Source organism: Streptomyces sp. NPDC091287 (assembly GCF_044768525.1).
Lineage (GTDB): Bacteria > Actinomycetota > Actinomycetes > Streptomycetales > Streptomycetaceae > Streptomyces.
The window spans coordinates 1-26472 of record NZ_JBIVUV010000033.1; the positions used below are offsets into that span (position 1 = coordinate 1).

Sequence of the window (26472 nt, forward strand, 5' to 3'; positions counted from 1 at the left end):
AGGACGCGTTCGACCAGGATCCGTCTGCCGTGAACGGTCAGCCGGGCATTACGGTGGGACACGAAGACCTCCGTGTGTGGTGTGGAGCCTAGACACCTCCACCACACCGGAGGTCTTCGCCATGATCAAGCCCGATCGGCGTTAACAACGCTCGTGATCAATACACCTAGGGGCGCCCGGAAGAAGGGCCCGCGGGTCCCCCGTTCCTCCAGCCGCTGTCCGGACCGGTCCCCGGCCGGCGTGGACGGCCGTCGCCGTGGTCCGGCTCGTACGGCGGGACGTCGCGGCTCGGCTGGTAGTGCGGGCCCTGGCGCATGCGGTACGTGATCACGCAGAGGTCCACGATCGCGAGCAGCAGCACCACCGCGCAGGCCGCCGCCCAGCCCGGCCGTCCGGTCAGGGAGAACGCCACCAGACCGAAGAGGGCCCAGAGCATGCCCCACAGGCTCAGCCAGAGCCGCATCCGCAGCGGACTGCGGGCGGTCGCGGGTTCACTGCCAGTACGCATGACGATCACCTCACTCCACCAGCATGGACCCGTCCGGCGGCGTACGGAACAGAACACGGCGCACGGGAGAGAACACGGCGCACGGGAGAGGAACAGGAACGCGGCCCGGAGAGGGCCGCTACGCTGCGGGCTCCGGCGCTGACCCGGCGTGATGGCCGGGGAACCTCGCCCGGCGACGGCTCGTTCGTCCTTCATGAGCGAATCACTGGTACGCGAGGGGTACGAGGGGACCGGTCCCGGAGCCATCACGCCTGACGGGTGCGCGGTGGAGCTGTATCGACGGCTGTCCGTCGGCGACGAGCCGGACGTGATCGCGGGCGTGGCCCCCGCCGGGGCGAGCATCCTCGAACTGGGCTGTGGGGCGGGCCGGGTGACACACCCGTTGGTGCGGCGCGGATTCCGGGTGACGGCGGTGGACGAGTCGCCGGAGATGCTGGAGGAGATCGTCGGGGCGCGCAGGGTGCGCAGCCCCATCGAGTCGCTGGACCTGGGCGGCGAGCGGTTCGACGTGGTGCTGCTCGGCTCGTTCCTGGTCCACGCGGGCGAGCACCGGGTGCGCGAGGGGATGCTGCGCGTCTGCCGCGACCATGTGCGGGACGACGGGATCGTCCTCGTCCAGCGCGAGGGGGCGGCCCACCGCTCGGAGCTGCCGTGGGAGCGGACCGACCCGTCCGGCGGTCTGATCCGGATCGTCTCCGCGGATCCGGTGGGCGACGGTGTGCGCTCGGTGCGCGCGGAGTATCACTTCGACGACGCGCGCTGGACGCAGACCTTCCTGTCGCGGGAGCTGTCCGACGAGGACATCGCCCGGCATCTGGCGACGGCCGGACTCACGGTGGACCGCACCCTCACCGACGACGGCACCTGGCTGCTGGCCCGGCCCGTGCTCTGAGGGGCCGCGGTCGGCCGGCCCCCGTCGCGCCCGCCCCCGTCGCTCAGTGCACGAAGCTGTAGCTGCGCCACGGCCCGCTGCCCTGCGGCGCCACATCGCTGAACCTGGTCGGCACGTACGTCGTCCTGTCGCCCGTGCAGTCCCGTGTGCGGTAGAGGATGACGTCGACCAGCGTCCCGTTCTCCACCTCCCGGGCTCCCGCCGGGGCGATCCGGTGGCAGCCGCGTACGGACGGGCTGTTCACCTGGAGCACCGCTTCGCGCTCCGTCGTGTACGTCACCGGGCCCACGGCGGTGCGGCCGAGTCCCGAGCAACCCGAGACGGCGAGGGCGAGGAGCGAGGCTCCGGCGGCGATCCCGAGGCGGCGTCGGCGGCGGGGAACGGTGGCGGTCACGGACATGGGCGGGTCCTCGTCTGCTCGTCCGGTGCTCGTCCGGCGATTCGGTACGTCGGGAAGACGTGCTGGCGCTGGCCACCCTGCCCGCCCCGGGGCGGGCAGGCATCCGGTGCGCGGCCGATTGGGCGGGCCGCGGTGCGACTGATCAGGGTTCCCCATACGCCCAAATGGGGCATAGATTGATAAAAGGTGCTATGCGTCAAGGGTGTTCCACGGGGCGCGCGGGTGTTCGCTCCCCTTCCTCCCAGGGGGCCGTCATGGTTCAGGAACTGGTGATCGCCTTGGTGGCGGTGGTCTGCGCCGGAGCGCTGTACGTGGCTTCGGCGGCGCGGGTGATCCGGCAGTACGAGCGCGGTGTGGTGCTGCGGCTCGGCCGACTGCGGGACGACGTGCGGCTGCCCGGCTTCACCATGGTCGTGCCGGGGATCGACCGGCTGCGCAAGGTCAACATGCAGATCGTCACCATGCCCGTGCCCGCCCAGGACGGCATCACCCGGGACAACGTCACCGTCTGCGTGGACGCCGTCATCTACTTCAAGGTGGTCGACCCGACGAACGCCGTCATCGCGGTGGAGGACTACCGGTTCGCCGTCTCGCAGATGGCCCAGACCTCGCTCCGGTCGATCATCGGCAAGAGCGACCTGGACGATCTGCTGTCCAACCGCGAGAAGCTGAACCAGGGGCTGGAGGTCATGATCGACAGCCCGGCGGTCAGCTGGGGCGTGCAGATCGACCGGGTGGAGATCAAGGACGTCTCGCTGCCGGAGACCATGAAGCGGTCCATGGCCCGCCAGGCCGAGGCCGACCGGGAGCGGCGCGCCAGGGTGATCAACGCCGACGCGGAGCTCCAGGCCTCGAAGAAGCTGGCGCAGGCGGCCGGCGAGATGTCCGCGCAGCCCGCGGCGCTCCAGCTGAGGCTGTTGCAGACCGTGGTCGCCGTCGCGGCGGAGAAGAACTCCACGCTGGTGCTGCCCTTCCCGGTGGAGCTGCTCCGCTTTCTGGAGCGAGCGCAGCAGCCGGCGGTGGCGGAGACGGGGCACGACGAATCCGCCGTACCCCCCGCCCCGGCCGTACCTGGCGACCTCCTCGCCCCGACCGCACCTCCCGCCGCCCCCGCCCCGACCGCACCGTCGTCATCGGAACAGCCGTTCGCGCATCACTGAGCGTGGCGGCCCACGCGCGGAACGGGGCACCCGCCCGATCGATTCCGTCGCCGCTGACCTGGGGTGATACGGCGGGCGTCCGCGCTGTCAGACCTCCCGCCTAGACTCGCGGAGTCAGCACATTCCGTGGCGACGAAAGACCGCGGATCAGGTGGGAGGGGGGGCGGACATGACGGCACGGACCCGGGAGGGCGAGCCGCGGGACACCATGGACACGTCCCGGACCGCCGACGCCGGACGCCTGCTGCGCTGCGCGGCGGTCTTTCTGCCCGGCCCGGTGCCCAGGGACGGCCGCATCGCCTTCTGGGACCCGCTCGCGAACGCCGATCCGTGGCACGACGACGGCGCACAGGGACGGAGCGGGACGTCCTTCGCGTACGCGGAGACCCCCGGCAGCCCCGACTCCGTCCCGTACACCACCGCCCGGCTCACGGTCGTCCGGGCGGACCCGGCGGCCGGCCCCGGAAGCGTCCGCGCCGTCACGACGCCCGCGGCGCTGCTGTCCGTCGCCGACGCGCTGCCCCTGCTCGTCCGGGCACGTCAGCACGGCTCCGCGCACCCCGCCACCCGCTGCTGGGGCGCGGCCGCGCTGCACGCCCTTCAGCTCGTCGCCCGCGGCAGGCTCCTCCCCGGACTCACGGCGGACGGTCACGACGCCTGGCGGGCGGGCCCGAGGGACGCCGAGGACATCGCGCATCTGCGGGCGGTCGCCGCCGCCCTGCCGCCCGAGGGGCACGCGGCGCCCGTCCACGGCTCCGAGCCGCCCCGGCTCCCCGACCCCGAGGCACTGATCGGGGCGTTCCTGGACGCCGTCGCCGACACCCTGCCGCGCACCCCAGCCGCCGCGTTCGCGATGGGCGCGCCGTTCGCCGCCCGCGAAGCCCAGCAGCTGCCCCATGCCGCGGCCTGGGCCGTGGAGGTCGCCTCGGGCCTGGACGCGGGCGTGCGGGTCTCGCTGCGCCTGGACCTCTCCGCGTACGAGCTGTTCGACACCGCCGACACCTACGCGGTCACGGCCTCCCGCGAGGAGGCGGAGACCGACGGGGGATCCGCGCGGGAGGAGCACCCGGACGACCCGGCGGTCCGGCACGCCGCCGCTGCCATCGTCCAGGTCCACAGCCTCGCCGACCCGACCTACGTGGTGGACGCGGCCGCGCTGTGGAACGGCGCGGCGGGCGAGCCGTTCGGGCCGCGTGCCCGGGTCGACGCGGTGCTCGCGCTGCGCCGCGCCGCCCGCGTCTGGGCCCCGCTGGAACGGCTGCTGGGGCAGCCCGTCCCCGATGTGCTCGCGATCACCGAGGACGAGCTGTACGAGCTGCTGAGCGACGCGGGATCCCGGCTGGCCGCCGCCGGGGTCGAGGTGCACTGGCCGCGCGAGCTGGCCCGTTCCCTCACCGCGACCGCCGTCGTGCGGCCCGCGCCCGGATCGGCCACCGACGGCACGTCCTTCTTCGACGCCGAGCACCTCTTCGCCTTCGACTGGCAGCTGTCCCTGGGGGAGGAGAAGCTGACCGAGGCCGAGATGGACACCCTGGCCGAGGCCCACCGCCCGGTGGTGCGGCTGCGCGACCAGTGGGTGGTCGTCGACCCCGCCCTCGTACGCAAGGCGCGCAAGCGGGAGCTGGGGCTCCTGGATCCGGTGGACGCGCTCGCCGTCGCCCTCACCGGCAGTGCGGAGGTCGACGGCGAGCGGGTGGACGCCGTCCCCGCCGGGGCGCTGGCCGCCCTCCGTACGCGGATCCTCAGCCAGGACACCACGATCGCGCCCCCGCCCGGCCTCGACGCGACGCTGCGCGACTACCAACTGCGCGGTCTGGCCTGGCTGGACCGGATGACCTCGCTCGGTCTTGGCGGCTGCCTCGCCGACGACATGGGCCTCGGCAAGACGATCACCCTCATCGCCCTCCATCTGCACCGGGCGCACCCCTCGCCCACCCTGGTGGTCTGCCCCGCCTCCCTCCTCGGCAACTGGCACCGCGAGATCAACCGCTTCGCCCCCGGCGTCCCCGTGCGCCGCTTCCACGGCACGGACCGCACCCTGAGCGACCCGGACGGCGGCTTCGTCCTCACCACCTACGGCACGATGCGCTCCAGCGCCCCCCAGCTCGCCGAGCAGCGCTGGGGCCTGGTCGTCGCCGACGAGGCGCAGCACGTCAAGAATCCGCACTCCTCCACGGCCAGGGCGCTGCGCACCATCCCCGCCCCGGCCCGGGTCGCCCTCACCGGCACCCCCGTCGAGAACAACCTCTCCGAGCTCTGGGCGCTCCTCGACTGGACCACACCCGGACTGCTCGGCCCGCTCAAGGCGTTCCGGGCCCGGCACGCCCGGATCGTGGAGAACACCGGCACCGCCGCGGGCCTGGGCAACGAGGAGGCGGTGGAGCGGCTGTCCCGGCTGGTGCGGCCCTTCCTCCTGCGGCGCAAGAAGTCCGACCCCGGTATCGCCCCCGAGCTGCCGCCCAAGACGGAGACCGACCACCCCGTCTCCCTCACCCGTGAGCAGGCCACCCTCTACGAGGCGGCCGTCCGCGAGACGATGGCGCAGATCGAGGCGGCGGAGGGCATCGCCCGCCGGGGTCTCGTCATGAAGCTGCTGACCTCGCTCAAGCAGATCTGCAACCACCCCGCCCAGTATCTGAAGGAGGAGCCGACCCGGCTCACGGGCCGCTCCGGCAAGCTCGCCCTTCTCGACGAACTGCTCGACACGATCCTGTCCGAGGACGGCTCGGTCCTGATCTTCACGCAGTACGTGGCGATGGCGAAGCTCCTCTCCGCACACCTCGCCACCCGCGCCATCCCCTCCCAGCTCCTCCACGGCGGTACGCCGGTGGCCGAGCGGGAGCGGATGGTGGACCGCTTCCAGTCCGCCGAGGTCCCCGTCTTCCTGCTCTCCCTCAAGGCGGCCGGCACCGGGCTGAATCTGACCCGCGCCGCCCATGTCGTCCACTTCGACCGCTGGTGGAACCCCGCCGTGGAGGAGCAGGCCACCGACCGGGCGTACCGGATCGGCCAGACCCAGCCCGTGCAGGTCCACCGGATCATCGCGGAGGGCACGGTGGAGGACCGGATCGCCGAGCTGCTGGAGTCCAAGCGGGTCCTGGCCGACGCGGTGCTCGGCAGCGGCGAGAGCGCCCTGACCGAGCTCAGCGACCGTGACCTCGCCGACCTCGTATCGCTGCGGAGGCCGGCATGAGCCCGCGCCCGACCACCGGCCCGGCCGCCCGGAGATCGGCCCCCCGCGTCCGGCCCGGGCCGGACGATCTGCGGCGCACCTTCGAGGCGGTGCCCGCCCGCACCTCCGCCGAGGGCGAGCCCTTCGCGGGCAGTTGGTGGGGCCGGGCCTGGGTGGAAGCCGTGGAGTCGCTGTCGACGGACGAGGCCCGCCCCTACCGCGGCCGTGCGTACGCCGACGACGGCCAGGTCGCCGCGATCACCGTCACTCCCGGGCGGGTCGTCGCCTACGTGCACGGCAGCCGGGCCCGCCCCTACCGCGCCGAACTGCGGCTGCGCACCTTCACCGACCCCGGCTGGGAGACCCTGCTCGACGCGGTCGCCGCCCACCCCGGCCATCTGTCCGCGCTGCTGGCCAAGGAGATGCCGCACTCCCTGGCCCACACCGCCGAGGAGGCCGGTGTCCGGCTGCTGCCCGCCGCCGACGACCTCGATCCCAGCTGCACCTGCCCCGACCACGGGCGGCCCTGCAAGCACGTCGCCGCCCTCTGCTTCCAGACGGCCCTGCTGCTCGACAGCGACCCGTTCGTCCTGCTGCTGATGCGGGGACGGGGCGAGCGCGAGCTGTTGGACGAGCTGGGCCGGCGCAACGCCGAACACTCGGCCCGTGAGCGCCCCGCCGCTCCCGCCGTCCCGTCGGTCGGGGCCCGGGAGGCGTTCGCCGCCCGCTTCCTGCCCCCGCTCCCGGCACCCCTGCCCGTACCGCCGCATCCCGGCCAGCCACCGTCGTATCCCGATCTGCCCGGCGCCCGCGACCCGCTGGGCCTGGACCACCTCGCCACCGACGCCGCCGCCCGCGCCCACGCCCTGCTGACCACCGGCCGTGATCCGCTGGCCGGACTCACCCCGTGGCAGGACGCGGTCCGCCTCGCCGCCGCACGGCCGACCGCCGGGCTCACCGCCACCACCCGCGCGCTCTACCGGGAGCTGGCCTACGCCACCGGCCGCACCACCACCGACCTCGCCCGCGCCGTCGCCGCCTGGCGGCAGGGCGATGCCGAGGGCCTCGCGGTCCTGGAGACGCCCTGGGACCCGCCGGCCGGCCCCTTCGACCGGGCCAGGCCCGCCCTCGCCGCCGCCGACTTCCCGCGCTTCACGCCCTGGCGCAACCACCTCACCCACCCGGACGGTTCGCTCCAGCTCCGCTTCGGCCACGACCACCGGTGGTACGGCTACGAATCCGATCCCGGTGCCGACGACTGGTGGCCGCGCGCCGCCCCGGACCCCGACCCGGTGGCCGCCCTCGACGCCCTGCTGGCCGGCGACTCCGTCCCGGACACCTCCGGGACCGATCCGCTGTACGTACGGTAAAACCTTTGGCCAGGGGAGAGTGGCCCCTGTTAGCGTCCACGACGTGGCGAAACTCAATCAGATCATCGCAGTGGAGAAGGGCGTCAAGTCCAAGGCACACCAGGACCTGACGGCGGCTCATCACGGCCTCCAGAAGACCGGACTGCTGGCCGGGATCTCCCGGACCTACCAGCCCAAGGACGAGGAGGGCGAACAGCTTCCGCCCGAGTCGACGCTCGTCCAGGTCAAGGCCGAGGACGTGCTGCGGGACACCGCGGTCACCCTGACCCGGCTCTTCGATGTGACCGCCACGAAGGACTGGGCGAACTGCTCGGCCAGGGCCGATGTGCTGGTCGACGGCCGGGTGCTGGTGAGCGAGGTGCCGGTGTCGTATCTGCTCTTCCTGGAGAAGCAGCTGACCGACCTCAACACCTTCGTCCGCAAGCTGCCCGTGCTGGACGCCGCCGAGGCCTGGGTGCAGGACCCCTCGACCGACTCCTGGAAGACCGAACCGGTCCGCACGGTCCGCACGAAGAAGGTGCCCCGCAACCACGTGAAGGCGGAGGCCACCGAGAAGCACCCGGCGCAGGTCGAGGTGTACTACGAGGACATCCCGATCGGGTACTGGACGACGGTCAAGTTCTCCGGGGCGCTTCCGGCGCGACGCGTCAACGACATGCTGGACCGGATCGAGAAGCTCCAGCAGGCCGTGAAGTTCGCCCGCGAGGAGGCCAACGGCGCAGAGGTCACCGACCAGCGGGTGGGTGATGCGGTATTCGGTTACCTCTTCGGGTGACCGACCATGGATTCCCCGGCCGCCGTCCTTGGGGGCCGGGGTGCGCGAGGAGCGCAAGCTGAAACTGAGGCTTGTCGTGAAGGCGCGGTTCCAGTGGAGGTTCAACTCCTCCCTCCGGCACGGGCCGGAGTAGCCCAAGCAGGCAGAGGCAGACCGCCGTCAATCTCAGACTATTGCTCCAGACTCAGCATTCGCCGCCGATCGCCGGATCGAACGGGCCCGGGCCCGCGCGCGTCGAAATGCCGGTTCAAGTCCGGCCCGCAGAGCTTCGATCTGCGGTGGTCCAAAGGCAGGACGCGACGACATCAGACTGACCCGGATCCTTAAACGTGCCGGCGTGCCCGATGGGCGGCACACTCAGGGCCCGGAGGCCGGCTACGCCTCCGGGCCCGCTCCCGTTCCCGGGAGCGGCGGAGACCCGGAGCCGACCACCGGGGCGCGGGGCCCGCAGGGCACAATGCAGGACGTGCGAGGTGCAGACGTGCAAGGTGCAGGGGACGCGCAGTCCACAGCCGCCCGGCTGCGGGCGATCTGTGACGAGGTGTCGGACCGCTTCTACGAGCGGGCCGACGTGGTGCGCACGCTCGTGGTGGCGCTGCTGGCCGGGCAGCACTCGCTGGTGCTCGGCCCGCCCGGAACGGCGAAGTCCGAGATCGCCCGGGAGCTCACCGGCAGGGTCGAGGGGGCCGCCTACTGGGAGATCCTCCTGTCGAAGTTCACCGCGCCGACGAGAATGTTCGGTCCCGTCGACGTCGCCGCGCTGGCCCGCGGGGAGTACCGCCAGGTGTACGAGGGCCGCGCCACGACCGCGCACGTCGCGTTCATCGACGAGATCTTCAAGTGCTCCACGGCGGCGCTGAACGAGACCCTGGGCTACCTCAACGAGCGGATCTACCACCCCGAGAGTGGCGGCGAACCGATTCGCTGCCCACTGATCGGCGCCATCACGGCGAGCAACGAACTGCCGACCGGACAGGACACGGCCGCGATCTACGACCGGCTGCTGGTGCGGATCGAGGTCGGATACCTGGAGGACCCGTCGAACTTCGCCGCGCTGGTCCGCTCCGCCGTCAGCCGCCCGGCGGGCCCGGTCCGTACCACCGTGGAACTGGCCGCGTTGCAGCACGCGGTGACCCGATCCGTCCCGGCCGTGGACGTCCCCGACGCCATTGTGGACGCCGTGTGTGCGCTGCGGGCGGCCCTGCGCCGCAAGGAGCTCGTCGCCTCGGACCGCCGCTGGCGGCAGGCGGTGGGGCTCCTCCAGGCGTCCGCGTACCTCGACGGCCGCCCGGCGGTCGCCGAGACCGACCTGTCCGTCCTCACCCACGTGCTGTGGGACTCCCCGGCCCAGCGCCCCACCGTCGAGCGCGAGGTACTGCACCTGGTCAACCCCGACGCCAAGGAGGCGCTCGACCTGGCCGACGCCCTCGACGAGCTGGAGGCCCAGCTCGACGCCATGGCGGGGCAGTCCCGCGAGGCGCTCAGCGACTGGGTCATCAAGAAGGCCCACAACAAGCTCGCCACGGCGGGCAAGCGGCTGGAGAAGCTGCGCGCCGAGGCGGCGGGCGCCGGCCGCTCCACCGCCGCCATCGACCGGGTCACCGGCCGTCAGCGCGCCGTCCGCGCCCGCGTCCTCACCGAGGCGCTCGGCATGGACGCGAGCATGGTCCAGGACCGGCTCTGAACGCCGGGGCGACCAGCGGCACCGGCCTGCCCCCGTCCGCGCTCGACGAACTGGCGGGCCGGGCCCGGACGTGGCTGGGCCACTCCACGGCCGAGCGGTGCACCGGGGCCGTCGTCGCGGACCGGTTCGAACGGTTCACCTGGCGCGACACCTGCGAACAGTCCGAAGGGCTGCGCGAGCTGGCCCAGGCGCTGGGCGAGCGTCACGACCACGCCGCCGACCTCCTGGCCGATGTGTTCCTGGCCGCCTACAAGGCCGGCCCCCGGCTGCGCGAACGTACGGAGATGGACCCCGCGCGGCTGGTCAACCACCAGATCGTGACCGCGCTGGTGGAGTCACCGGACTCTGCCGCACTGCGCCGGGAGACCGTCGGCGACCCCTACGTCGCCGCCATGGCCGTCCTCGCCCAGTCCGGCGCGCTGCGCGGAATGCTGGAGCGCGCCCAGGACGCCCAGGGGCGGGCCGAGCGGGCGGCCAAGGCCGGCCAGGACGCCGACAGTGCGGCGACCGCCGTGGCGGAGGCGCTCCAGCGGGCCGCCGAAGAGGCCGATGCGGACGGCGCCGTACCGGCCCGGGCGGCCGACACCCTCCACCGGGCGATCGAGGCCGCCGAGGCGACCGGAACCGCCGCGCGGCTGGCCGCCTCGGCAGCCGAGCAGGGCGCCGCCGCCGTCCCCGGCCTCCGCTCCGCCGCGCACCACGCGGCGGCGAGGGCCGCCGAGGCGGTGCGGGAAGAAGCCGTGCTGATGCGGGCCTGGGGGGTGGGCTCCGGCGAGCTGGAGCGGATGCCGTACGCGCGGCGCGCCCGGCTCGCCGAGCGGCTGCGCGCCGGTCGTCTCGCCCGGTGGGCCGAACTGATCGGCCGCTTCCGGCAGATGGCCGACGGGGAGCGGGCCCACAAGGTGGAGAGCACCGCCGGGGAGTTGGTCGGCGTCACGCTCGGCGACGACCTCTCCCGCCTGATCCCCTCCGAGCTGGCCAACCTCGGCCTGCCCGAGCTGCGTGCCGTCTTCGCCGCGCGGTACGCCGCCGGGGAGCTGATGCTCTACGACAGCCAGGGCGAGCAGCCGACGGGGCGGGGCGCGGTCATCGCGTGCGTGGACACCTCCCACTCGATGTACGCGGCGGGGCCCGGAGGAGTCACGCGGGAGGCGTGGTCCAAGGCGTGCGCCCTGGCACTGCTGGACCAGGCCCGCCATGCCGGGCGCGACTTCGTCGGCATCCTGTTCTCCGCCGAGGACAGGACCCAGGTCTTCCGCTTCCCGGCCGGCCGGCCCGTCGGCATCGAGCGGGTGCTCGACTTCGCGGAGACCTTCCTCGGCGGCGGCACCAGCTACCAGACGCCCCTGACCACGGCCCGCGAACTACTGGAGGAGGAGTTCGACGACGCCGCCACCACGCGCGGCGACATCGTGATGATCACCGACGACGAGTGCGGTGTCACCGAGGAATGGATGCGTGGCTGGAACGATGCCAGGCGGGTGCTGGGCTTCCGCGTCTTCGGCCTCGCCGTCGGCGCCCCGGGCGCGGCCGAGGCCGGTTCGGTCCTGGACGCGCTGTGCGACAACCTCCGCTCCATCGAGGACCTCACCGACGTCCAGGCCGCCGCGGATCTCTTCCGCCTCATCTGATCCCCGGCCTCATCCGGCCTCATCCGGCCTCATCCGGCCTCATCCGATCCCGGCCGGACCGTGCGGGCGGATCACTGCCGGTATCCGTTCAGGAACCGGCCGATGCGGCTGATCGCCGCGTCGAGGTCGTCGGCGTACGGGAGGGTGAGGATGCGGAAGTGGTCCGGGCGCGGCCAGCTGAAGCCGGTGCCCTGCACCACCTGGATCTTCTCCCGCAGCAGCAGGTCCAGCACGAACTTCTCGTCGTCGACGATGGGGTGCACCTTCGGATCGATGCGCGGGAAGGCGTACAGCGCGCCCTTCGGCTTCACGCACGAGACGCCGGGGATCTCGTTCAGCCGCTCCCAGGCCCGGTCGCGCTGCTCGTGCAGCCTCCCGCCCGGCGCGACCAGCTCCCGGATCGACTGCCGCCCGCCGAGCGCGGCCTGAATGGCGTACTGGGCCGGGGCGTTGGGGCACAGCCGCATGGAGGCCAGCATGGTGAGGCCCTCCAGGTAGTTGCGGGCGTGCTGCCGCGGACCGGACACCACCATCCAGCCGGACCGGAAGCCGGCCACCCGGTACGTCTTCGACAGGCCGCTGAAGGTGAGGCAGACCAGGTCGGGGGCGAGGACCGCCGCGCTGTGGTGCTCGGCCCCGTCGTACAGGATCTGGTCGTAGATCTCGTCGGCGAACACCATCAGCCCGTGCCGCCTGGCCAGATCGAGGATGCCTTCGAGGATCTCGCGCGGATACACCGCGCCGGTGGGGTTGTTCGGGTTGATGATCACGACGGCCCTGGTCCGGTCGGTGATCTTCGCGGCCATGTCGGCGAGATCCGGATTCCAGTCGGACTCCTCGTCGCACACGTAGTGCACGGCCTTGCCGCCCGCGAGCGTGGTCACCGCCGTCCACAGCGGGAAGTCCGGGGCCGGGATCAGCACCTCGTCGCCGTCCTCCAGCAGCGCCTGCACCGCCATGGAGATCAGCTCGGAGACCCCGTTGCCGAGGAACACGTCGTCCACGCCGATCTCGGTCAGGCCCATGGCCTGGTAGCGCTGGACCACCGCCCGCCGGGCCGAGAGGATGCCGCGCGAATCGGTGTAGCCGTGCGCCTGCGGCAGCATCCGGATCATGTCCTGGACGATCTCCTCGGGAGCCTCGAAGCCGAAGAGCGCGGGGTTGCCCGTGTTGAGCCGGAGCACGCTGTGGCCCGCCTCCTCCAGGGCGTTGGCGTGCTCGATGACCGGGCCCCGGATCTCGTAGCAGACCTCGTTGAGCTTGCTGGACTGCCGGAACTCCATGCGCTGCCTCCCGAGCCGAATTGCGATACTTGGTTTTACCAAGCTTCAGCTTGGAAAGTCCAACAACATGTCTAGACTGCGTCGCATGCCACGTCAGCAGCAGCCAGCAGCACGCCCCGTCCGTCGCCGGAGCTACGACCAGTTCGACGCCACCGCCCGCGCCCTCGACTCCGTCGGCGACCGGTGGACGCTGCTGATCGTCCGTGAACTGCTGGGCGGGCCGCGCCGGTACACGGACCTGCACGCCGACCTGCCCGGCGTCAGCACGGATGTGCTGGCCTCCCGGCTCAAGGACATGGAGCAGACCGGACTGGCCCTGCGCCGCAAGCTGCCGCCCCCCTCGGCGGCGTCGGTCTACGAGCTGACCGCCCACGGCCGCGGCCTGCTGCCCGTCCTCGCCGCCCTCGCCGAGTGGGGGGCGCCCGCCCTCACCGAGCGCCGCCCCACGGACGCGGTGCGGGCCCACTGGTTCGCCCTGCCCCTGCTCGGCGCCCTCGCCGGGCTCACCCGGGAGGGCGTCCTCGAAGTCCGGCTGGAGGAGGGCGCGTTCCACCTCCGTGTCGGTGGGGCAGCGGGGACCGCGCTCACGGCCGCCGAGGCGGTCGCCGCGGTGTACGGCTACGGACCCGCCGACCGCCCCGACGCCCGGATCGTCCTCGACGCCGAGGTGTGTCTGGAGCTCGCGCGGGGTGGGGCGACCCTCGCGGAAGCGGTCAAGGACGGCCGCGTCGAGGTGCTCGGCGAAGGCCCGCTCGCCGCCGAACTGCGGGGCGCCTGAACCTCCCGCACGGAAGCGGCCCTCCGCCGGAGCCGCGATGATGGGTCCGTGCGACTCGAAGCGATCACCTGGGAACGGCTGGCCGGCGAGCTGGCCCGGTACGGCGACGGGCTGACCGCCGCCGACGGCGGGCCCTGGCTCGCGCTCGGCATCGACGGCGCGCCGGCCGCCCGCACCGGCGAGAGCGCCGAACGCCTCGCGCAGGAGCTGCGGCTGCTCGGCCGCGCGGTGCTCGTCATCTCCACCGAGGGCTTCCTGCGCCCGGCGAGCCTGCGCTTCGATTACGGGAAGCGGGACCCGGACGCGTACGCCGACAGCTGGTACGACACCGGGGCGCTGTGGCGCGAGGTGTTCGGGCCGCTGGAGGCCGGCGGCTCCGGCCGTGTGCTGCCCGATCTGTGGGACCCCGTGACCGACCGGGCCACCCGTAGCCCGTACCACTCCCTGCCCGAGGGCGGGGTGGTCGTCGTGCACGGCCCGTTTCTGCTGGGGCACTGGTTCCCGTTCGCGCTCAGCGTCCATCTGCGGCTGTCCCCGGGGGCGCTGCGGCGACGCACGGCGGAGCCGGAACGCTGGACCCTGCCCGCCTTCGCCCGGTACGAGGACGAGGTGGCGCCCTCGGACCGCGCGGACGTGGTGGTCCGTGCGGACGACCCGTCGCACCCCGCCTGGTCGGGGCTGCCCGGGAGCGGGTGAACGGCGCCCGCCCCCACACCGCCGTCACCGGACCGGCGGCCGGCCGCCCACCGTGGCCACGGCCACCGCCCCCGCCCGGCACCCCTCGGCCGCCGCGGCCAGGACGTCGGCTCCGGCCAGCAGCGCCGCGAGGAACCCGCCGGTGAACGCGTCGCCCGCCCCCGTCGAGTCGACCGGCTCGCGCACCGGCGGGGCGGGGACGCGGCCGATGACCTCGCCCCCGGCGGCCACCACGGCTCCCCGTGCGCCCAGGGTGACGACGACGAGCGGGAACCACCGGCTCAACTCGGCTGCCGCGGCCTCCGGTCCGGGCAGCCCGGTGAGCAGGCGGGCCTCGTCCGCGTTCGGCAGCAGCAACTCCGCACCCGCCGCGAACTCCAGGAACCGCCGGGGCCCCAGCTCGCCGAGGAACCCGGCCGACGCCGGGTCCACGCTCACCGGAACGCCCCGCTCCACGGCGGTGCGCAGGGCGAGGAGGGCGGCGGCCCGGCTCACCGCGGCGAACAGGAGATAGCCGGAGAGATGCAGCCGCCCGACACCGTCGAGCATCGTGGGCACGAAGTCCTCGACGGTGAGCCGCAGCACCGCCCCGCCGTCGGTCAGGAACGTGCGCTCCGCCGCCGCGTCGACCAGGGCGATGACGGTCGCCGTCGGGAACGCGTCGTCCTCCGCCAGGAACGCCCGCACCCCCGCCCGCTCCAGCTCCTCCCGGTGCCAGGCGGCCGACTCCGCCCCCGCCCTGGCCAGCAGCCGCACGTCCGTGCACCCCGAACGCACGGTCCAGCAGGCGACGTTGGCCCCCGCGCCGCCCGGCAGCGTACGGATCCGGGCCGCCGTGTCCGTACCGTGGGCGAGCGCCGATCCATACCGCGCCACCACGTCCGTGACCACGTCCCCCACCACCAGCAGCCCACCGCCCGCCGCCGGACGGTTCACCGGGCGACCGCCGCCGCGACGGCGATCCGCGCCGCGAGAGTCACGTTCCCGCGGACGGCCGCCAGGTTCGCCTCCAGCGACGCGCCCCCGGTCCGCCGCATCAGCTGGTCCAGCAGGAACGGAGTCACGCCCTGCCCCGAGATGCCCCGCTCCCGGCACGCGTCCAGCGCCTCCGCCAGCACCCGGTCGTGCAGTGCCGGATCCAACTGATCCCGTTCCGCTACGGGGTTGGCGACGATCAGCGCGGCCGCCGGGCCGCCCAGCGCCTCCTTCGCCCGGATCACCTCCACCACCTCCTCGGGGCTGTGCACCGTCCAGTCGACGGGTTCGCCGGAGCTGCGCAGGTAGAAGCCGGGGAAGTGCCCGGAGCCGTAGCCGACGACGGAGACGCCGAGGGTCTCCAGCCGCTGGAGGGTCGCCGGGACGTCGAGGATCGACTTCACCCCCGCGCAGACCACGGTGATCCCGGTGCGGGCGAGCAGCCGCAGATCGGCCGACTCGTCCTGGTCCTCGGCCCACTCCCGGTGTACGCCGCCGAGCCCACCCGTCGCGAAGACGCGGAGGCCCGCCCGCGCCGCGAGGAACGCCGTCGCTGACACCGTCGTCGCCCCGCTCGCCCCGGCGGCGAGCGCCGGGGCGAGATCGCGGTGCCCGAGCTTGCGTACCGCCGGATCCCCGGCGACCCGCTCCAACTGATCCTCGCCCAGGCCGACATGGGCCCGCCCGTCCAGTACGGCGACGGTGGCCGGGACTGCGCCGACGGACCGGACGAGCCCCTCCAGCTCCCGGGCCACGGACAGATTGCGGGGGCGCGGCAGACCGTGCGCGATGATCGTCGACTCCAGCGCCACGACGGGCAGACCGGCGCTCAGAGCGGCCCGCACCTCCGCCGAGAGCACTGGTTCGTAGGCGTTCGTCCCAGGGTTCTCGCGTGGAGCGGGACGCTGGTCCGGTGGGTTCTGAGGCATGCCCCATCCCTGTCGCGGCCGGGAGGGGCGCAAACCACGGACGGACCTCCTGGGGCGGGTCCTGGCCGCGGGGTGGCCGGAAGCGGTCGCTAAGGTGACCGGCCATGACGACACATGACCAGGTCCCCGCCTCCTTCGCCGTGCACATCCCGGACGCCGAACTCGTACCGGAACCTCTCGATCCGGCGCAGATCGTCTCGGGCGATCCCGTGGTGACGGGCAAGGTGCTGTGGGAATCGGCCGACGGCAAGCAGCTCCGGGGGATCTGGCAGATCACCCCCGGCGTGGTCACCGACACCGAGGCGAACGAGCTGTTCGTCGTCGTCAGCGGACGGGCGACGGTCGAGGTCGAGGGCGGGGCGGTACTGGAGATCGGGCCGGGGGACGCCTGCGTCCTGCGCGAGGGCGACCGGACGACCTGGACGGTCCACGAGACGCTCCGCAAGGCGTACCACATCAGCCTCTGAGGGCAGTGGCTGATAACTACGGTCGCACCGACGGCGGTTGTGGTAGTTCTGACGGCTGTGACGGCTGTGACGGCTGTGACGGCTGTGACGGCTGTGGCCGGGGTGCGGTCCGGGAGAGTGTCAGCCGCTGACCGCTTCCGGCCGCCGCAGACTCCGGCGCAGGGCGAGTGCGGCGACCGGCAGCAGCAGCGCGGCGCCGATCGCGTTGAGGGGGCCGTATCCCCACTGGGCGACGATCACCCCGGCCGCCGCCCCGCCGACCGCCGCCGCCGCGTTCATGGTCAGGTCCGACAGCCCCTGCACCGCGGCCTGGGCCGACTGCGGCACCGCGTCGGTGAGCAGCGCCGAACCGGCGATCATCCCCGCCGACCAGCCGAGGCCCAGCAGGAACAGGCCCGCGGCGGTCTGCCCGTGCCGGGGCCCGGCGGTGCCCGCCAGCAGCGCGGCGCAGCTCAGCAGTCCGACGGCCAGGCCGATCACGGCCGGCCGGCCGAACCGGTCGGCCAGCCACCCCATCACCGGGGAGAACGCGTACATGCCCGCGATGTGCCCGCTGATCACGAGCCCGATCAGCTGGAGACCGGCGCCGTGCCGGCCCAGATCGACCGGGGTCATGACCATGATCGACACCATGGCGGTGTGCGACACGGTGACCGTCAGCAGGGCGAGCCGCGCCATCGGCGACTCCCGGACGGCCTCGATCCCGGCGCGCAGCGAGCGCTTCGGCGGCCCGGTCGGGCCCTCCGGAGCCAGGGCACGGGCGGTGAGGAGCGGATCCGGGCGCAGCGCCAGCGCCACGACCGCTCCGGCGAGCAGGAACACGGCGGCCGAGCACAGATACGGCCCTGCGGCCTCGGGCACCGGCGTACCGCGGAACAGCCGGCTCGCCGGGGCCGAGATGTTGGGGCCCACGACCGAGCCGATCGTGGTGGCCCAGACGACGGTGGAGATCGCCCGCCCACGCCGCTCCGGCCCCACCAGGTCGGCAGCCGCGAACCGGGCCTGGAGACCGGCCAGGGACGCCGCGCCGAACGCGGCCATGCCGAGCAGCAGCAGCGGGAAGCTGGGCAGCATCGTGGCGAGGACCACCAGGCCACCGCCCAGCGCACCGATCAAGTAGGCGAGCGCCAGTCCGGACCTGCGGCCCCTGGCGGTCATCAGGGCGGCCAGCGGCAGCGACAGCAGCGCCGTGCCGATGACGGACGCGGTCGGCGCCAGCCCGGACAACGCCTCCGACCCGCTCACCTCGGCGGCCAGCATCGGGGCCAGGGTGATGCCGACGGCCACGCCGAGGCCGCCGAGTATCTGACTGACGACGAGCACGGCCGACGTCCGGCGCCGGAGGGCCGGCAGACCGGCGGCCGTGACCTGGGGGAGGGTGAGGGGTCGAGTCACCGGCGCAGTGTGTCACCGCCCGGCCGCCGCCGTGCACCCGGACGGGTGAATGGACCCTGGCGGTGATCGATCGGACGCTCCCCGTCGGTGTGCGGCCATCCCGTGGAACAGCGGCCTCCGCAGGCTCTCCCGAGCAGCGATTGCCGCAGTCCCCGGAACACTGCGGCGCCACAGTCCCCGGAGCACGACGGCCCCGCAGTCCCCGGAGCACGGCGGCCCCGCAGTCCCCGGAGCACGGCGGCCCCGCAGACTCCGGAACAGTGCTCGTCGCGTGCCGGACGAGATTCTGCGGACACGACCTAGAACAGCGGCTGCGGCAGGACCCCCTCCAGCGCCAGCAGCTGCCGCTTGGTCTCCAGACCGCCGCCGAACCCGCCCAGGCCTCCGTCGCTCTCCACCACCCGGTGACACGGCACCACCACCGGCAGCGGGTTGGCCCCCATGGCCGCGCCCACCGCCTGAGCCCCCTCCGGCCGGCCGACCCGCGCGGCCAGCTCCCCGTACCCGACGACCGTCCCGTAGGGCACCCCGGACGCCAGCTCGCGCAGCACCTCACGGTGGAACCCGGAGGTCAGCGACCAGTCCAGATCGAGGTCAAAATCCTGCTGCTCGCCCGCGAAATACGCCGCGAGCCCGCGTATCGGCCCGGCGAGCCGCGCGGAGCCGGGCGCCTCCACCGGCTCCGCGCCGAACCGGGTCCGCAGCCGGTCGAGGACCGCGTCCCGCACGGCGGGGCGGGCGTGGAAGGACACACTCACCAGACCGGACCCGGTCGCGGCGAGCAGCAGCGGGCCGATGTCGCTGTCCACGAGGGCCCACTCGACGGCCGGATCGGCACCGGTCCCGTAGCTGTTCATGCCGACCACCGTACGGCCCGCCACTGACAGCGGCGGGCCCGACGACCGGAAACCGACGGGCCCGCCCCCCGCCGCGTCAGCTCGTCGCGTCACGCACCACGTCGGGGAAGTTCGTGATGATGCCGTCGACCCCGTAGTCACGGGCCTTCACCGCGTCCGCCGCCTTGTTGACCGTCCACGTGTTCACCCGCAGACGCTTGCCGTGCGGGCCCTTGAGCCGCTGGACGGCCGCCACGTAGTCGGCGCCGATCGTCGCGTACGAGGGGTTGATCTGATCGGTGAACGCCGCGTACGAGGGCAGGTCGGCCACCGCAGGTGTGCCCAGGAAGCCGGTCGTGATGTCGGGGCGCAGGCTGTGCACCTTCTTCACGCTGTCGGCGCCGAAGCTCTGGATGACCAGCCGGCTCCGTACGTGGGAGCGGTCCAGCCACCCCGACCGCCCCAGGACCCGGATGATGTCCCGCTCGATGCCCGGGTAGGTCGCCGGGCTCTTGATCTCCAGCAGCAGCTTCTGCCGGTTGCGCTCCATGCGGTGCAGGAACTGGGTGAGCGTCGGCACCCGGGCCCCGGTGAACTGCGCTCCGAACCAGCTGCCCGCGTCGAGCTTCGCCAGCTCCGCCGCGCTGAAGTCCTTCACCGCCCACGGCGCCCGGTCGGGGAAGACCTGCTCGGCGTCCGTGGTGCGCTTCAGATCGGTGTCGTGCAGCACGACGAGCACGCCGTCGCGGGTGCGGTGGACGTCGTTCTCGACCCATTCGATGCCCAGCGCGTCGGCGGCGTCGACGGCGGCGAGGGTGTTCTCCGGCGCGTAGCCCGACGCCCCCCGGTGGGCCACGACGACCGGGGCGTCCTGCCCCTGCCGCTCCGGAGCCTCGGGCCGGTCGGCGGGCAGCAGCAGGGCGCCGGCGCCGAGCAGGGCGGCGGCCGTGGTGGAGGCGGTGGCGGTGCGGACGAACACGGGGACTCCTCACGTCGGGAGTGTGCGGACACGCAGAGAGTGACAGCGGCCCGCCAACGCCCGGCGGGGCGGCGATGGCCGCGAAATGAACGGAACCTTCGATCCCGGGGCCACCGCCGGTGCTTGCCCCGCGGCCCGTGCCGATAAAATGTGCTTTCTTTGTCTGCCTGCCGGGACTCGCCCCTTGGGGACCCTCCTCGACACCGGGCTTTCTCGAAGGGCGTGCGCGCATGCAAGGAACAGTCGACGGATTCACCTACGGCCTGGTGACTCCGGTCGCGGCTTTCCTCATGGCTGCCCTGGGAGCCGCCCTCGGACTCCGCTGCACCACCCGGTCCTTTCACGCCGCACGCTCCTGGCGGGCCGGCTGGCTGGCGCTGGGTTCGCTGTCCATCGGCTCCGGGATATGGACCATGCACTTCGTCGCGATGACGGGCTTCACCGTCCAGGAGACCCCGATCTCCTACGACAAACCCCTCACCTTCGCAGGCCTGGCCATCGCCGTGGTGATGGTCGGCATCGGCATCTTCATTGTCGGCTACCGGGGCGCGACCCGCATGGCGTTGATCACGGGAGGCACCATCACCGGCCTCGGCATCGCCTCGATGCACTATCTCGGCATGGCGGGCATGCGCATGGACGCGCGGTTCGCGTACGACACGCCCCTCGTCGTCCTCTCGGTGCTGATCGCCGGAATCGCCGCCACGGGCGCCCTGTGGGCCGCCGTCACCCTCCGGGGAGCCCGCTCCGGCCTCGGCGCGAGCATCCTGATGGCCGTCGCGGTGACCGGGATGCACTACACCGGCATGGCCGCGCTCGACGTGCACCTGCACCTGCCGCCCACGCTGCCGTCCGACCTGGCCGACGTCCTGCCCGGCGACCGGCCCGCCGAGATGATCGGCCCGATGCTGGCAGGACCCGGCTGCTTCCTGCTCCTCGCCGCCGTGGTGCTCATGTTCGACCCCAGGGCCATGACGGGGGAACCCGGTCCGGACCCGCGGGCCGGGCAGCGCCCGCGGAGCACCGCCCGCGAGGGGGCGGGAGGGGCCCGGTACCGCTGATCCGGGGCCGTTGTCAGTGGCGGGCCGTACGGTGGATGCATGCGGCCCGTTTCCAAGATCGAACGTTCGGTGGCGCCCTTCGAGGTCGTCAGTCCCTACCAGCCCAGCGGCGACCAGCCGGCGGCCATCGCCGAGCTGGAGCGGCGCATCCGTGCGGACGAGAAGGACGTCGTCCTGCTCGGCGCGACCGGCACCGGCAAGTCGGCGACCACCGCCTGGATGATCGAGAAGCTGCAGCGCCCCACCCTGGTGATGGCGCCGAACAAGACCCTCGCCGCCCAGCTGGCCAACGAGTTCCGTGAGCTCCTCCCGAACAACGCGGTGGAGTATTTCGTCTCGTACTACGACTACTACCAGCCCGAGGCGTACGTCCCGCAGTCGGACACCTACATCGAGAAGGACTCCTCCATCAACGAGGAGGTCGAGCGGCTGCGTCACTCGGCGACGAATTCGCTGCTCACCCGGCGCGACGTCGTCGTGGTCGCCTCCGTCTCCTGCATCTACGGCCTTGGCACGCCCCAGGAGTACGTGGACCGCATGGTCCGGCTGAAGGTCGGCGAGGAGATCGACCGCGACCAGCTGCTGCGGCGCTTCGTCGAGATGCAGTACAGCCGTAACGACCTGGCGTTCACCCGCGGCACCTTCCGCGTCCGGGGCGACACCATCGAGATCTTCCCGGTCTACGAGGAGCTCGCCGTCCGGATCGAGATGTTCGGCGACGAGATCGAGGCCCTGTCCACGCTCCACCCGCTGACCGGCGAGATCATCAGCGAGGACCCCATGGTCCACGTCTTCCCCGCCAGCCACTACGTCGCCGGGCCCGAGCGTCTGCAGAAGGCCGTCGGCGGCATCGAGCAGGAGCTGGAGCAGCGCCTGGCCGAGCTGGAGAAGCAGGGCAAGATGCTGGAGGCCCAGCGACTGCGCATGCGCACCACGTACGACATCGAGATGCTCCACCAGATCGGCACCTGCTCCGGCGTCGAGAACTACTCGATGCACTTCGACGACCGCGCGCCCGGCACCGCCCCCAACACCCTCCTCGACTACTTCCCGGACGACTTCCTGCTCGTCCTGGACGAGTCCCACGTCACGGTCCCGCAGATCGGCGCGATGTACGAGGGGGACGCCTCCCGCAAGCGGACCCTCGTCGACCACGGCTTCCGGCTGCCGTCCGCGATGGACAACCGGCCGCTGAAGTGGGAGGAGTTCCTGAAGCGGATCGACCAGACGGTGTACCTCTCCGCCACCCCGGGGAAGTACGAGCTCTCGCGCGGCGACGGGTTCGTCGAGCAGATCATCCGCCCCACCGGCCTCGTCGACCCCGAGGTCGTGGTCAAGCCCACCGAGGGCCAGATCGACGACCTGGTCCACGAGATCCGCAAGCGCGTCGAGCGCGACGAGCGGGTCCTGGTCACCACGCTCACCAAGAAGATGTCGGAGGACCTCACCGACTACTTCCTGGAGCTCGGCATCCAGGTCCGCTATCTGCACAGCGACGTCGACACGCTGCGCCGCATCGAGCTGCTGCGCGAGCTGCGCTCCGGCGAGTACGACGTGCTCGTCGGCATCAACCTCCTGCGCGAGGGCCTCGACCTTCCCGAGGTGTCCCTCGTGGCCATCCTCGACGCCGACAAGCAGGGCTTCCTGCGCTCCGGCACCTCGCTCATCCAGACCATCGGCCGCGCCGCCCGTAACGTCTCCGGCCAGGTCCACATGTACGCCGACAAGATCACCCCGGCCATGGCGCAGGCGATCGACGAGACGAACCGCCGCCGCGAGAAGCAGGTCGCGTACAACACCGAGCGCGGCCTCGACCCGCAGCCGCTGCGTAAGAAGATCAACGACATCGTCGCGACCATCGCCCGCGAGGAGGTCGACACCGAGCAGCTCCTCGGCACCGGCTACCGGCAGGGCAAGGAGGCCAAGACGCCGGTGCCCGCGCTCGGTTCCAAGGCCGCCAAGGGCGGGGCGAAGGGGAGGGCGGCCTCGCCCGGCGCGGTGCTCAGCGACCGGCCCGCGACCGAACTGGCCGGGATCATCGAGGAGATGACCGAGCGGATGCGGGCCGCCGCCGCGGACCTGCAGTTCGAGGTGGCCGCCCGGCTGCGCGACGAGGTCGGTGAACTGAAGAAGGAACTGCGCCAGATGAAGGAAGCGGGCCTCGCCTGATCCCGGTGACCAGGTGACCAGGCGGGCGCGGGATCGCCGCTGACGTGTGCCGGTCCCGCGCCGGTTCCGGCGCGGTTTCCGGTGCGACTCCGGCGGAGTTCCGATGCGCCGGGCATGCCGCGCCGGGTGTGTTGCAAGACCGACACAAAAACGGGCCGAGCCTGCTGCCGCCCGGGGTGGAATGCGTAGGGTGCGGGGAAACCGCACACGGATGGTTGCGGGGCAATGCCGAGAGGGGACAGCGCGTGACGGTCAATATGACCAAGGGTCAGGCCATCAGCCTGCAGAAGAGCGACGGGGGGACCCTGACCGCGGTACGGATGGGGCTCGGCTGGCAGGCGGCTCCGCGCCGCGGCCTGTTCGGTTCGCGCACCCGCGAGGTCGACCTGGACGCCTCGGCGGTGCTCTTCGCCGACAAGCAGCCGGTCGACGTCGTGTTCTTCCGCCACCTCGTCAGCGATGACGGCTCGGTCAAGCACACCGGTGACAACCTGGTCGGCGGCGCCGGCTCCGGCGGCGACGACGAGGCGATCCTCGTCGACCTCCAGCGCATTCCGGTCCACATCGACCAGATCGTCTTCACGGTGAACTCCTTCACCGGGCAGACGTTCCAGGAGGTCCGACACGCCTTCTGCCGCATCGTCGACGAGACCAACGGCCAGGAGCTCGCCCGGTACACGCTCGACGGCGGCGGCCAGTACACCGCCCAGATCATGGCGAAGGTGCACCGCGCGGGCAGCGGATGGCAGATGACGGCCCTCGGGAACCCGGCCAACGGCCGCACCTTCCAGGACCTGATGCCGTCGATCCTCCCTCACCTGTAGGACCCGCACCGGTCCGGCACGGCCGGCACCGGAACGGCCAGGAGCAGCTCCCGGAGGCACCCACCGCCGGGAGCTGCCCCACACGGCGGCACGCACAGGCAACAGGGCACACCCGCACGTACACGACCGCGCACGCACGTACACGACCGCGCACGGCACACACGTACGTACACGGCCAGACACGGCACACACGAACGCGGCCACGCACGGAACGGCAGAACACGGCACCGCACGGCACCGCGCCCACCGACGCGCGGGCCATCGTCGAGGGGGACAGGGCAATGACGGCCGAACTGGTCCGGGGGCAGAACCACACCTTGCCCCAGACCCGTCTGGAGATCCGGGTATCGGCGGGCACGCCCGTCGTGGCCGGAGCCACCCTCGGCGACGAACGGGGCACGGTGCGCGGCGTCGAGTGGATCGCCCACCCCGGCTCGCCCCAGCTCCCCGGTCTTGAGGTCTCCCAGCAGGCGGCGGCCGATCACCGTCTCGCCGTCGATCTGGAGGCACTGCCCGCCGGCGCCCACCGGGTCACCGTGCTGCTCGCGCTCCCCGTCGGAGCGGGCGGCCCGGCGCGGTTCGGCGCCGTTCCCGCCCCCTTCGTCGCCGTCACCGGGCTCGACGGCGCCGAGATCGCCACCTTCACGCTCACCGGCCTGGACGCCGAGTCCGCGGTCAGCGCCCTGGAGCTCTACCGCCGCCAGGACGCCTGGAAGGTCCGCGCCGTGGGACAGGGGTACGCCGGCGGGCTCGCCGAGATGCTCGCCGACCAGGGCGTGGACGAGGCCACCGGACTGGCCGGATCCATTCAGGAGGCCGTCACCCGGGGCATGGCCCGCTCGGTGGCGCCGCCGCCCCGGACCCAGGAAGGCGACCGCGTACGGCACGCGACGGGCTCCGCTGACCACCGCCCGCCCACGCCACCCACGCCGCCCGCGGCCCCGGAGCGCCCCGAGCCGCTGACCGACCCGGCCACCACCCCCCAGCCGCACACCGCCCCGGGCCCGGCCGCCGCAGGACCCGCCGCCGACGGCCCCATCAACTACGCGCACCCGCGGCGGCAGCACGCCGCGCCCCCTTCGCCCCCGCCCACCGCGCCGCCGGCCCAGCCCGGACAGGCCGCGCAGCCGGTCGCCGGGGACGCCACCGGCTGGTCGATGGACGAGCGCCTCTACAACCAGATCTGGGGCATGTTCGAGGATCTGGCCCGCGCCGTCGCCGCCTACCGCAGCGCCGTGGACTTCGCCGAGTCCCGCATGGACCAGGAGCTCGACCGGGCCCTGTCCGACCCGCGCAACCGTCTCGGGGGCGCGGGCGACCGTGCCCGCGAGGGGGCCCGTACAAAGCGCGACGAGCTGACGTCCCGGGCCAGGGAGGCCCTCGACCGCGATCTGGCCCAGCTGGCCGCAGAGGCGGCCGTCGTCGAGCCCGCGCTCCCGGCCGCGTACGCCGGTTGGGGCAACCCCGTCTGGCACGCCCACCGCGTCCCCATGGAGATACCGATGGCGCTGCGCATCGGCGACCTCCACCTTCCCGAGCGCCCCGACCTGCGCGTCCCGCTGCTCGTCCGGCTGCCGCTGGAGCGTGGGATCTGGGTGGACAGCGGACGGACGGCGTCCGAGGTGGCCGCCCTGATGGACACGGACCGGCTGCGCCGGCTCGCCATGGAGACCGCGGTCGCCCACGCGGCGCGGCTGCTCGCGGTGTATCCCCCCGGTGAGTTCTCGGTGCACGTCATCGACCCGGCGGGCGCCGCGGCCGGCCCGCTCGCGCCGCTGGTCGACGCGGGCGTCCTCGCCGGACCGCCCGCCGCCGGACCCGGGGGAGTGGCCTCGGTCCTCGCCCACCTCACGCGGCGGGTGGACCTGGTGCAGATGGCGGTGCGGGCCGGGGCGGCCGATTCGCTTCCGCCCGATCTGGACACCGGCGAGCAGCTGCTGGTGGTCAACGACTTCCCGCACGGCTTCGACGACCGGGCCGTCACCCAGCTCCGCTATCTCGCCGACGAGGGCCCCGCGGTCGGGGTGCACCTCCTGATGGTCGCGGACCGGGAGGAGGCCAGTGCGTACGGGCCGGTGCTCGACCCGCTGTGGCGTTCGCTATTGCGGATCACCCCGGTAGCCGACAGCCACCTCGCCGATCCGTGGGTCGGGCATGCCTGGACGTACGAGCCGTTGGCGGTCCCGCCGGGCAGCCGCGTCCTGGAACAGGTGCTCGCGGCGGTGGCAGCCGCCCGTCGAGCCGCTGGCCGCTGATGCGGTAGCCAGTCCCTCACCTGCGGTTTTGACGAACTCTTTACCCTTTCCTTTACCTTTACTTGGTGTTGCCTGTACTGTTCGGGGAACGGAGGGGAGTACTCCTTACGCGACGTCCCGTCAATACGGACCGTTATCGGTCCCGGGGCGCCGGTCCAGGCACGCGTAGCGCGTGCAAGGGTGGAAGAGACCTCCGGCAGCGACGACGCTGATAAGTAGCCGTAGCGAACTGC

The 26472-nt window shown here is 72.8% G+C and carries 22 protein-coding genes; 14 read left to right on the top strand and 8 right to left on the bottom strand.

Going from position 1 to position 26472, the window contains the following annotated elements; all coding sequences use genetic code 11:
• Positions 1 to 166: 166 nt before the first annotated feature.
• Positions 167 to 508, bottom strand: coding sequence for a DUF6343 family protein (locus ACIQRW_RS36710; protein WP_403769269.1), 342 nt, complete (start codon positions 506 to 508; stop codon positions 167 to 169).
• Between the two features lie 193 nt (positions 509 to 701).
• On the opposite strand from ACIQRW_RS36710, the gene ACIQRW_RS36715 reads away from it, so the two are divergent.
• Positions 702 to 1400, top strand: a complete 699-nt coding sequence (locus tag ACIQRW_RS36715) for a class I SAM-dependent methyltransferase (RefSeq protein WP_403769272.1) — start codon at positions 702 to 704, stop codon at positions 1398 to 1400.
• A gap of 43 nt (positions 1401 to 1443) precedes the next feature.
• Here ACIQRW_RS36715 and ACIQRW_RS36720 read toward each other — a convergent pair whose 3' ends face one another.
• A complete protein-coding gene (locus ACIQRW_RS36720) occupies positions 1444 to 1800 on the bottom strand; it encodes a hypothetical protein (protein WP_403769275.1) in 357 nt (118 codons plus the stop codon).
• Positions 1801 to 2054: 254 nt separating this feature from the next.
• Here ACIQRW_RS36720 and ACIQRW_RS36725 point away from each other — a divergent pair, with 254 nt between their 5' ends.
• From ACIQRW_RS36725 to ACIQRW_RS36750, 6 genes are all read left to right on the top strand, one after another.
• Positions 2055 to 2960, top strand: a complete 906-nt coding sequence (locus ACIQRW_RS36725; protein WP_403769279.1) for a slipin family protein — start codon at positions 2055 to 2057, stop codon at positions 2958 to 2960.
• Positions 2961 to 3129: 169 nt separating this feature from the next.
• Positions 3130 to 6153 (top strand): DEAD/DEAH box helicase, encoded by a 3024-nt coding sequence (locus ACIQRW_RS36730; protein ID WP_403769282.1) that lies wholly within the window; start codon positions 3130 to 3132, stop codon positions 6151 to 6153.
• Positions 6150 to 7502 carry an SWIM zinc finger family protein gene (locus ACIQRW_RS36735; RefSeq protein WP_403769285.1) on the top strand — a complete coding sequence of 451 codons (1353 nt, stop codon included), beginning with the start codon at positions 6150 to 6152 and terminating at the stop codon, positions 7500 to 7502. The genes ACIQRW_RS36730 and ACIQRW_RS36735 overlap by 4 nt, the downstream gene beginning before the upstream one ends.
• 43 nt (positions 7503 to 7545) lie before the next feature.
• The gene (locus ACIQRW_RS36740; protein ID WP_403769288.1) at positions 7546 to 8277 is read left to right on the top strand and encodes a hypothetical protein; all 732 of its coding nucleotides are present in this window, start codon (positions 7546 to 7548) and stop codon (positions 8275 to 8277) included.
• A 457-nt stretch (positions 8278 to 8734) separates the two neighbouring features.
• Positions 8735 to 9961, top strand: a complete 1227-nt coding sequence (locus ACIQRW_RS36745) for an AAA family ATPase (protein ID WP_403769291.1) — start codon at positions 8735 to 8737, stop codon at positions 9959 to 9961.
• Between the two features lie 233 nt (positions 9962 to 10194).
• Positions 10195 to 11592, top strand: a complete 1398-nt coding sequence (locus ACIQRW_RS36750) for a VWA domain-containing protein (protein ID WP_403769294.1) — start codon at positions 10195 to 10197, stop codon at positions 11590 to 11592.
• Positions 11593 to 11663: 71 nt separating this feature from the next.
• Here the strand turns inward: ACIQRW_RS36750 and ACIQRW_RS36755 are convergent, their stop codons facing one another.
• Positions 11664 to 12875 carry a pyridoxal phosphate-dependent aminotransferase gene (locus ACIQRW_RS36755; RefSeq protein WP_371622846.1) on the bottom strand — a complete coding sequence of 404 codons (1212 nt, stop codon included), beginning with the start codon at positions 12873 to 12875 and terminating at the stop codon, positions 11664 to 11666.
• Positions 12876 to 12960: 85 nt separating this feature from the next.
• Here ACIQRW_RS36755 and ACIQRW_RS36760 point away from each other — a divergent pair, with 85 nt between their 5' ends.
• The gene (locus tag ACIQRW_RS36760) at positions 12961 to 13653 is read left to right on the top strand and encodes a winged helix-turn-helix transcriptional regulator (protein WP_403769297.1); all 693 of its coding nucleotides are present in this window, start codon (positions 12961 to 12963) and stop codon (positions 13651 to 13653) included.
• Between the two features lie 48 nt (positions 13654 to 13701).
• Positions 13702 to 14349, top strand: a complete 648-nt coding sequence (locus ACIQRW_RS36765; RefSeq protein WP_403769299.1) for a uridine kinase — start codon at positions 13702 to 13704, stop codon at positions 14347 to 14349.
• 24 nt (positions 14350 to 14373) lie between these two features.
• Here the strand turns inward: ACIQRW_RS36765 and ACIQRW_RS36770 are convergent, their stop codons facing one another.
• Complete coding sequence (locus ACIQRW_RS36770; protein WP_403769302.1) at positions 14374 to 15285, bottom strand: carbohydrate kinase family protein; 912 nt, start codon at positions 15283 to 15285, stop codon at positions 14374 to 14376.
• Positions 15282 to 16253: a pseudouridine-5'-phosphate glycosidase gene (locus ACIQRW_RS36775; protein ID WP_403769305.1), complete on the bottom strand. Its 972-nt coding sequence runs from the start codon at positions 16251 to 16253 to the stop codon at positions 15282 to 15284. The genes ACIQRW_RS36770 and ACIQRW_RS36775 overlap by 4 nt, the downstream gene beginning before the upstream one ends.
• A gap of 104 nt (positions 16254 to 16357) precedes the next feature.
• On the opposite strand from ACIQRW_RS36775, the gene ACIQRW_RS36780 reads away from it, so the two are divergent.
• Complete coding sequence (locus tag ACIQRW_RS36780) at positions 16358 to 16720, top strand: cupin domain-containing protein (RefSeq protein ID WP_403769308.1); 363 nt, start codon at positions 16358 to 16360, stop codon at positions 16718 to 16720.
• Between the two features lie 120 nt (positions 16721 to 16840).
• Here the strand turns inward: ACIQRW_RS36780 and ACIQRW_RS36785 are convergent, their stop codons facing one another.
• The 3 genes from ACIQRW_RS36785 to ACIQRW_RS36795 form a co-directional block, all read right to left on the bottom strand.
• Entirely contained in the window at positions 16841 to 18043 is a 1203-nt protein-coding gene (locus ACIQRW_RS36785) for an MFS transporter (protein WP_403769386.1), read from the bottom strand.
• 371 nt (positions 18044 to 18414) lie between these two features.
• Positions 18415 to 18972, bottom strand: coding sequence for a methylated-DNA--[protein]-cysteine S-methyltransferase (locus tag ACIQRW_RS36790; RefSeq protein WP_403769311.1), 558 nt, complete (start codon positions 18970 to 18972; stop codon positions 18415 to 18417).
• 76 nt (positions 18973 to 19048) lie between these two features.
• On the bottom strand, positions 19049 to 19930 hold the full coding sequence (locus tag ACIQRW_RS36795) for a glycerophosphodiester phosphodiesterase family protein (protein WP_403769314.1): 882 nt from the start codon (positions 19928 to 19930) through the stop codon (positions 19049 to 19051).
• Between the two features lie 230 nt (positions 19931 to 20160).
• Between ACIQRW_RS36795 and ACIQRW_RS36800 the strand changes: the two genes are divergently transcribed.
• The 4 genes from ACIQRW_RS36800 (at position 20161) to ACIQRW_RS36815 (ending at position 26239) form a co-directional block, all read left to right on the top strand.
• On the top strand, positions 20161 to 20991 hold the full coding sequence (locus ACIQRW_RS36800) for an MHYT domain-containing protein (RefSeq protein WP_403769317.1): 831 nt from the start codon (positions 20161 to 20163) through the stop codon (positions 20989 to 20991).
• A 39-nt stretch (positions 20992 to 21030) separates the two neighbouring features.
• A complete protein-coding gene (gene uvrB / locus ACIQRW_RS36805) occupies positions 21031 to 23160 on the top strand; it encodes an excinuclease ABC subunit UvrB (protein WP_403769319.1) in 2130 nt (709 codons plus the stop codon).
• A gap of 245 nt (positions 23161 to 23405) precedes the next feature.
• Entirely contained in the window at positions 23406 to 23984 is a 579-nt protein-coding gene (locus ACIQRW_RS36810; protein ID WP_215111225.1) for a TerD family protein, read from the top strand.
• Positions 23985 to 24265: 281 nt separating this feature from the next.
• The gene (locus ACIQRW_RS36815; RefSeq protein ID WP_403769322.1) at positions 24266 to 26239 is read left to right on the top strand and encodes a TerD family protein; all 1974 of its coding nucleotides are present in this window, start codon (positions 24266 to 24268) and stop codon (positions 26237 to 26239) included.
• The last annotated feature ends 233 nt before the right edge of the window (positions 26240 to 26472 follow it).

Bases quoted from the DNA above. Each gene is read 5' to 3' on its own strand.
- ACIQRW_RS36710 (WP_403769269.1), bottom strand. From the start codon at position 508: ATGCGTACTGGCAGTGAACCCGCGACCGCCCGCAGTCCGCTGCGGATG.
- ACIQRW_RS36715 (WP_403769272.1), top strand. From the start codon at position 702: ATGAGCGAATCACTGGTACGCGAGGGGTACGAGGGGACCGGTCCCGGA.
- ACIQRW_RS36720 (WP_403769275.1), bottom strand. From the start codon at position 1,800: ATGTCCGTGACCGCCACCGTTCCCCGCCGCCGACGCCGCCTCGGGATC.
- ACIQRW_RS36725 (WP_403769279.1), top strand. From the start codon at position 2,055: ATGGTTCAGGAACTGGTGATCGCCTTGGTGGCGGTGGTCTGCGCCGGA.
- ACIQRW_RS36730 (WP_403769282.1), top strand. From the start codon at position 3,130: ATGACGGCACGGACCCGGGAGGGCGAGCCGCGGGACACCATGGACACG.
- ACIQRW_RS36735 (WP_403769285.1), top strand. From the start codon at position 6,150: ATGAGCCCGCGCCCGACCACCGGCCCGGCCGCCCGGAGATCGGCCCCC.
- ACIQRW_RS36745 (WP_403769291.1), top strand. From the start codon at position 8,735: ATGCAGGACGTGCGAGGTGCAGACGTGCAAGGTGCAGGGGACGCGCAG.
- ACIQRW_RS36755 (WP_371622846.1), bottom strand. From the start codon at position 12,875: ATGGAGTTCCGGCAGTCCAGCAAGCTCAACGAGGTCTGCTACGAGATC.
- ACIQRW_RS36760 (WP_403769297.1), top strand. From the start codon at position 12,961: ATGCCACGTCAGCAGCAGCCAGCAGCACGCCCCGTCCGTCGCCGGAGC.
- ACIQRW_RS36775 (WP_403769305.1), bottom strand. From the start codon at position 16,253: ATGCCTCAGAACCCACCGGACCAGCGTCCCGCTCCACGCGAGAACCCT.
- ACIQRW_RS36780 (WP_403769308.1), top strand. From the start codon at position 16,358: ATGACGACACATGACCAGGTCCCCGCCTCCTTCGCCGTGCACATCCCG.
- ACIQRW_RS36790 (WP_403769311.1), bottom strand. From the start codon at position 18,972: ATGAACAGCTACGGGACCGGTGCCGATCCGGCCGTCGAGTGGGCCCTC.
- ACIQRW_RS36800 (WP_403769317.1), top strand. From the start codon at position 20,161: ATGCAAGGAACAGTCGACGGATTCACCTACGGCCTGGTGACTCCGGTC.
- uvrB (WP_403769319.1), top strand. From the start codon at position 21,031: ATGCGGCCCGTTTCCAAGATCGAACGTTCGGTGGCGCCCTTCGAGGTC.
- ACIQRW_RS36815 (WP_403769322.1), top strand. From the start codon at position 24,266: ATGACGGCCGAACTGGTCCGGGGGCAGAACCACACCTTGCCCCAGACC.